General features: G+C 52.3%; 1 protein-coding gene. It reads right to left on the bottom strand.

Annotated elements, in window-relative coordinates:
• Positions 1-79: 79 nt before the first annotated feature.
• Positions 80-669, bottom strand: a 590-nt coding sequence (locus A3750_RS26255; RefSeq protein ID WP_197475089.1) for a hypothetical protein, incomplete at its 5' end; no start/stop codon positions are given.

Here is a 669-nt window from a genome sequence, read left to right as displayed (position 1 = left end):
GGGGCATACAGTGATTCCGTGTAATAAAAAAGCCAGAGGCGCCTAAGCTAACCTCTGGCTGTAAGAAAGTCCAATATGTTTATTGGTCTTGTTCGGTGCTCTCAGTCGCCTTACTATCAGTAGGCGCTGTCTCCGAAGTGTCTTGTGCTGCTTTTCGGTCGCGGCGACGCGCGGGGCGTTGCGGTTTGAACGTTGTTGCGTGTTGAGAAACCGACGCAGGAGCCGGTTTTTCAGCAGCAGGCTCTTGCGCTTTCTCGCTGGCTTTTGCTGAATCAGTCGCCGATGCTTCACTATTCGAGCTGTCTGTTTTCTGCGTCACTGGCTTACGTCTACGTCGACGTCGCTGTTCGGCCGATTTATCAGTTTTCTCAGCATTAGCATCAGTATCAGCAGATGTCTCTGGCTTAGCTTTAGCCTCGCTCTTAGTTTTTACATCCGGCGTTGTAACATCGGCTTTGGCTGGCGCTGGCTCAGATTGCTCGGTCGCTGGTTTTGCGGCCTCGACATTCTCTACAGGCGCTTTAGGCGTCTCTGTTTTTGCTTTGGCTCGCGGTCTACGCTCACGCTTCGGCTTGTCAGTGGTTACTGGTTTTGTTTCTTCTTTAGCCGCTTCAGGTTTCTCAGAAGCTTCCGGCGCTTTTGATTGTGCTTCCGTGGCCGACACTTCCG

The sequence above is a fragment of the Oleiphilus sp. HI0079 genome (genome assembly GCF_001635105.1).
This window is presented reverse-complemented; position numbering and strand designations above follow the sequence as displayed.